At 34.1% G+C, this 6,631-nt stretch carries 4 protein-coding genes and 2 pseudogenes; 3 read left to right on the top strand and 3 right to left on the bottom strand.

The window, feature by feature from the left end; all coding sequences use genetic code 11:
- Positions 1-103: 103 nt before the first annotated feature.
- Positions 104-1,672 (bottom strand): DUF4407 domain-containing protein, encoded by a 1,569-nt coding sequence (locus tag FTU83_RS16625; RefSeq protein WP_257222668.1) that lies wholly within the window; start codon positions 1,670-1,672, stop codon positions 104-106.
- 251 nt (positions 1,673-1,923) lie between these two features.
- On the opposite strand from FTU83_RS16625, the gene FTU83_RS16620 reads away from it, so the two are divergent.
- Together FTU83_RS16620 and FTU83_RS16615 are read left to right on the top strand one after the other, a co-directional pair.
- On the top strand, positions 1,924-2,316 hold the full coding sequence (locus FTU83_RS16620; protein ID WP_180107387.1) for a (deoxy)nucleoside triphosphate pyrophosphohydrolase: 393 nt from the start codon (positions 1,924-1,926) through the stop codon (positions 2,314-2,316).
- Positions 2,313-5,204: a DUF3427 domain-containing protein gene (locus FTU83_RS16615; RefSeq protein WP_180107388.1), complete on the top strand. Its 2,892-nt coding sequence runs from the start codon at positions 2,313-2,315 to the stop codon at positions 5,202-5,204. Before FTU83_RS16620 ends, FTU83_RS16615 begins: the two co-directional genes overlap by 4 nt.
- A gap of 130 nt (positions 5,205-5,334) precedes the next feature.
- Here FTU83_RS16615 and FTU83_RS17730 read toward each other — a convergent pair.
- Positions 5,335-5,442: pseudogene (locus tag FTU83_RS17730) on the bottom strand (ATP-binding protein); the annotation flags it as partial.
- A 55-nt stretch (positions 5,443-5,497) separates the two neighbouring features.
- Between FTU83_RS17730 and FTU83_RS16610 the strand changes: the two are divergent.
- A pseudogene (locus tag FTU83_RS16610) lies at positions 5,498-6,434 on the top strand (IS5 family transposase).
- A 102-nt stretch (positions 6,435-6,536) separates the two neighbouring features.
- Here FTU83_RS16610 and FTU83_RS16605 read toward each other — a convergent pair.
- The coding region (locus tag FTU83_RS16605) for a transposase domain-containing protein (RefSeq protein WP_179993438.1) at positions 6,537-6,631 on the bottom strand (95 nt) is incomplete at its 5' end.

Raw genomic sequence — 6,631 nt, 5'->3', positions numbered from 1 at the left:
AGACAAAATGACACCAAATGAGTTTTACTATGATCAGCTACCGCAACAAAACAAGGTGGCTTAACTAGAGCAGAATATCACTTATAAATACGCTTTTAGTTGTTCAAACAAGTGGAACCACCTCTGTTTCAAAAGTTAGTAATGAAGATTTAATGTTTTTAATATAGGCCTTTTGCTCAACGACCGCAGATTCTGCAGTAGTAAATGCTCGCAGACTTTCAATGGTATGATTTTCTTCTGGGCGCTGAAGTTTACGTGCTAGGTCTTGCATATCAGATAAATCTGCTTCAGCAATACTAATTCGTTTGTTGCGAGCCTCGATATTATCTTCATGGTTCTTATAAGTACGTTCAATATCATGGAGCTCTTCAATTAAGTTTTTCTCATCAATTTCTAGTTGATCTATTTTTTTAGAAAATTTGTTTAAATATTCTATTTCAGCTTCCACTAATTCTTGGCGTTCTTGTTCCTGTTTAGCTTTAGCCAGTAAACGCTCTTCCTCTAACAATTGTTTCTGCTGCTTTTCTCGAGTAATTCTTTCTTTTTCTTGAATCATTAATATTTCTTGTTTTTTCCGTTCACGTTGGTCTTGAGCATATTGAACCATGATCTCCTCAAATTCTTCAGGAATAGACTGATTAGTTTGTAGAATAAGATCACTGCGTTCCTGTTCTGGCAAGTATTTATCGAATGTTCCGAGTTTATATAGCGCCCATTTCTCTTGTAAGCGACTTGAGAAATACATCTGCAAAGTACGAGGTTGCATAAGTTTTGCAGAGATTAATATCGTTCCGAGAATAATTAAAAAAACATCTACAGCATATTTTGTTTGATTAAAAGCTTTTTGATTTTCAAATTCTTCAATGGCTTGTTGCCTAAATATTGGGCTATCCTTTGTAATGGTAATCCCATATTTTTTTAACTCTTCTTCATTGCCACGATCTACCGCTTGATCAAATTTGGCTAAAAAACTTTCTCTTTCTATACGAGTTGATTTTAAATCTGATTGTAATGTTTCTAATTGCCTTTCAATACTTTGAGCAACGTAACCACGACCATATCCAGTGCCACTTTTACCACTGATTTCTACCTGTAATTTTTCATTAGTATTGTTGACTAACTGTTCAAGTTCCACAATTTTCTTATCACGATTTTCCAGTCCATTTTTTTTCGCTAGAGCAATATTGTCTTTGTATTGCTCCATCATTTTATTATCAATATCTGCTTTAAAAACTAATTGAGTTAAAAAAGGTGCAGTAATATATAAAGATAAACAGACAATTCCAATCCTGATAGCAAATGGAAAATATTTTGCTATGAATGATTTGATACCCGACCGTGAATAAAAAGGTTCTTTTGTTAATTGCAAACCATTCAAGGTTTTTTCATGTTCATCTTTTAATAGATCAGCAGATGCCATTGATCGGTCGAAAAACCACATTAGAAGAAAAACGAATCCACCTACGATAGTCCAGCCGACGTAAGGTGAATTAGGAGTAAAAGTACTACCTAAAAACCCCCATGCGAAACCTTCCGACAAAGCAGCAAGAATCATGATAAATGAAATAACTGTAAGATAAGTCGAACCACCACTTGTCAATAAATTTTTATGGTAGGTTTTGAGTGTCAAAAAATCCCAGAATTTAATAAAAATATTTGGTTCTTTATTCATAATGTGACGTAGTTGGATTTAATTTGAATAGAAGTGTATCTTATTGTAAGTTTTTTGTGCATTATTGTTTCAATTTAAGTTTGAATTTTTGGTAAAACTTATAAGAATACTGTAATAAGTCTATATAAATAGTTTGATACATTTAAAAATTTTATTTGATAGCTATTCAAAGTGCTTAATTATTAAAGTTCTGTCTTATCTAAGTCTTATGCTTATAGTAAGATTCTCATTTATCAAAAAAAATATTGTCTATGAAAAAAATTGCTGTTGTTGCTGCCGTAATCAAACATGAAGATAAAATTTTATGTGTACAAAGAGCACCATCTAAATATGATTATATTTCTTTGAAATATGAATTTCCTGGTGGGAAAGTTGAGCAAGATGAAACGCCAGAGCAAGCAATTATTCGTGAAATTCAAGAAGAGTTAAACATGGAGATTGTAGTACATTCACATCTTATTACAGTTGACTATGACTACCCTGACTTCAGTATTTCTTTGAATACATTCTTATGCCGTACCAATGATAAAAATTTACAGTTATTAGAACATGTGGATTATCAATGGTTGACTATTGATGAACTAACTACTCTCGACTGGGCAGCAGCAGATTTACCTATTGTTGATAAGTTGCAAAGAAAATGATTCTAGATGCATTGAGTAAAGGGTTAATTACAAGCTTCATTGATCAATCTTCCTATTCAGAAGATATTTATCAAACTAAGTTGGTACAAAATAATTATCCATTAGAAAAAGTGATCAATACCTTTGAAGGTGAATTAGAACATTGCACAAGGTTTTGGTTCACTACAGCTTTTTTGAGCATGAGTGGTTTTAATACACTTTATTCTTTGCTAGAGAATTTACAACGCAGGAATGTTCCTGGTCGAATTTTAGTTTCTCAGTATCTTAATTTTACTCAACCAGATGCACTAAAAAGACTAAAAAAGTTTAAGAATATTGAGGTCCGTATCGATACGAAATCTGATTTACATGCGAAAACCTACCTATTCCAGCGTGAAGATCATATAAGTGTGTTGTTAGGTAGTAGTAATTTAACTGCTAATGCATTGAGTAAAAATGAAGAGCTCAATATTTTTATTCGAGCTTTACCTCAAAGTAAAATTATGCGAGATATGCTGCTTAAAAAAAAGACTTTATTTAATGATGCACAAGAATTGACTGACGAGTATTTAGCACAATATAGTGAAATATATCAGGCCCAAAAACACTTTGTTCAGAAACTACCACAACAGAACATAAAGCTTTCTAGTTCAATTACACCTAATTTAATGCAACAAGAAGCCTTGAGTAGTTTGGAAAAATTACGAGAGGGCAATGTTTCTAAGGCTTTACTCATCTCTGCAACAGGTACAGGAAAGACTTATCTTTCGGCTTTTGATATACGCAATTTCAAAGCAAAAAGTATGCTTTTTATTGTGCATCGAGAAAATATTCTTCTTGATGCACAACAGACTTTCAAAAATGTATTCGGGACCGATTTTAAATCTGCTATTTTTTCAGGATCTAATCGAGATATAGCTGGGTACAATAATGTTTTTGCCACTATACAGTCTTTATCTAGAGATCATCATTTAACTCAATTTTCACCAGCGGCTTTTGACTATATCGTAATAGATGAAAGTCATCGTTCAGGCTCTGCTAGCTATTTAAAAATTTTAGAATATTTCAAACCTAAATTTCTTTTAGGTATGACCGCGACTCCAGAAAGAAGCGATGGTATTGATATTTTCAAAGCATTTGATTACAACATAGCCTATGAAATCAGGCTTAAAAAAGCCATGGAATGTAATCTCATTTGTCCATTTCACTATTTTGGAATTTCAGATTTAGAAATAGATGGTGAGCTGATTGATGATAATACTGATTTTGGTCATTTAATTAGTGATGAGCGTGCTCGAAAGATCAAAGAAGCTTCAGATAAGTTTGGTACAGATAACGGCGAATTAAGAGCCTTAGTTTTTTGTTCTAGCGTTAAAGAAGCGAAAGAGCTTGCAGGGAAAATGAATCTCTTAGGGATTCAAAGTATAGCTTTAAGTGGTGAGAATAGTACGGAACAGCGAACAGCTGCGATCGAGTCAATCAGCTCGGTAGATAATCATCGTATTGAAATGATTTTTACGGTTGATATTTTTAATGAAGGAATTGATATTCCTAAAATTAATCAAGTAATTTTTCTACGAGCAACAGAGTCATCGATTATTTATGTCCAACAATTAGGTCGTGGACTACGAAAAACTGCAACTAAAGAATACCTTACCGTTATCGATTTTATTGGCAATTATGAAAAGAACTTTCTAATCCCAATGGCTTTATTTGGTGACAGCTCATTTAATAAGGATCAATTGCGAAAATTAGTGACGAGTGGTGGTTCATTATTACCAGGTGCATCGACGATTCATTTTGATGAAATTGCTAAAGAAAGAATCTTTGCTTCGATTAATAATTCTAATTTTCAAATGAAAAAAGATTTAGTGAATGATTACAAGTTATTAAAGACTCGGCTTGGTCGTATGCCGATGATGATGGATTTTCTACAAACCGATTTGCGAGATCCATTTAGTTTTGTAAATTATGCAAAATCTTATTATTCCTTTATAAATCCGATAGAAAAAATCACACCAACTTTAAATGAGTTCGAAGAGGCATTATTACAATTCTATGCTCTAGAAATTAACAATACAAAGCGTGTACTAGAATCATTACTTTTAGAGAAAATTATTCAATATGATCAAGATGTAATAGAGGTCGAGACATTCCAACATGAAGTAAAGGAAAGATATCAAATCAGTGTATCTAAAGATGATTTGGTATCCATACTTAATAATTTAAATATGGTTTTTAACCCGACTAAATATTTTAAAGATCATGGGGCAATGAGCTCTTTAGGGATAAGAAATTCTTATTTTTTTGCTTCTAATGATTTAAAGAAAGCTCTTAAAAACTCTACTTTTAAAAAATTCTTAAATGATAATGTGCAGTATGCAATCAGTAAATATTTTAAAGATTTTGATATAGTTAAATTCAACCGTGGTTTTGTTTATTATGCGAAATATGGACGTAAAGATGTATTCCGTATTTTAAATTGGGAAAAAAATCAAAACCCACAAAATGTGGGTGGATATTTAGCCAGTAAAGATAAATCAAATTGCCCAATATTTGTCACCTATCATAAAGCAGATGATATTTCTGATAGTACAAAATATGAAGATAAGTTCATTGATCCGCAACATTTTCAGTGGATGTCTAAATCAAAAAGAAAAATTTCTAGTCCTGATGTTCAGGTGATTTTAAATGCACAGCAACAAGGAACATTGCTACCTTTATTCGTGAAAAAAGATGATGATGAAGGTGTCGATTTCTATTTTATCGGTTTTCTAAGTTATATCGAAGGTAGTGCACAAGAGACTTTAATGCAAACAGATGCTGGTCCTGTTTCTGTTGTTAAAATTGATTTTAGAATAAATAAGCCTGTTGAAAATGGATTATATAAATATCTTGTAAATATATGATATGTATAGTTCAAACTTAATAGTATATTGATTTTGGAAACCGAGAGTTATCTGCTGGGTTAGATGTTCTGAATCTTTAGAAAGAAAGCCAATTATCTCGGAAGATAATTGGCTTGAGCAAAGAGTTTGGCTATCCGCTTATTCGTCGGTCACCCCAATAACACGGTACTAAAATCAAATTGTTCTCATGTAACCGAGACCATAATCTTACACCTAAATTCCGCTGCATATTTTGGACTGGCTTTGTTGCACAAACCTATCTGTAAAGGCTTTTTCAGCGATATAATTTTCAAATGAAGAAGCCTACACACAAAATCTACCGCACAACCAATTGGCCCGCATATAACCGAGCACTCATGAGTCGCGGAAATATTGTCATTTGGTTTGATCCTCCTACGCAATGGTATGCGCCATCAAAAGGCAAACAAGGGCGAAATCAAATCTACTCCGACGCAGCTATCCAATGCTGCTTAATGATTAAATCCTTATTCCGTCTGTCTTTACGTATGGTTACTGGCTTTGTGCAAAGTCTGATTAAACTTTGCGGACTAAATTGGACAGCCCCGAATATCAGGGATATTCGTATTCCACCATTTGTAGAAGACAAAAGCATAGTGATATTGTAATCAGCTACCAAAAAAGTAGCGATGGGCTGCATCTACTCATGGACTCTACAGGGATGAAGTTTCTAGGTGAGGGCGAATGGAAACGCAAGAAACATGGACCTGAATATCGTCGCCAATGGCGTAAACTTCATATTGGTATAGATGCTAAAACCCTACAAATACGAGCAGTTCAGCTTACAACCAATAATGTCAGTGATTCACAGGTGCTTGGAATCAGATTCCACAAGATGAGCAGATTGACTCTGTTTATACCGATGGAGCTTATGACACCAAGCAATGCCGTCAGATCATTGCAGATCGGCAAGCGCATGCGGTGATTCCACCTAGAAAAAATGCGAAACCATGGAAAGATACAAAGAGTAGCTCGCTAGAGCGAAACGAATGACTTCGAACAGGTACACGTTTAGGCAGGACACTCTGGAAAAAATGGTCAGGCTATCATCGGCGAAGTTTGGTTGAAACTAAGATGCATTGCATCAAATTATTAGGAGATAAGCTCAGTGCAAGGAGTTTTGATAGCCAAGTGAATGAGATCCATGCACGTGTAGCAGTCCTTAACAGATTTACGGAATTAGGTCGACCACTTACCCAAGTTACGCCTTAAATTTGGCTCAATTAGGGGCGCTTTGCATTTCAAATCTTTGTGCAACAAAGCCACCTTAATAACGGATTTGTGTAAGCGTCCGCTGAACCCCATGCCTATTTTTTAATTCGATTTAGGTTTCCAGCGGTGTGGTAGCAATTCTTCAATCTGAGTCACTTTATGTGTCGGCAACCTTTTCAGCACATCACTTAAATAGG

It is taken from the genome of Acinetobacter sp. YH12152 (assembly GCF_013418285.1).
GTDB lineage: Bacteria > Pseudomonadota > Gammaproteobacteria > Pseudomonadales > Moraxellaceae > Acinetobacter > Acinetobacter amyesii.
Note: the sequence above shows the minus strand (reverse complement) of the source record. Positions and strands in the feature narration are given on the sequence as shown.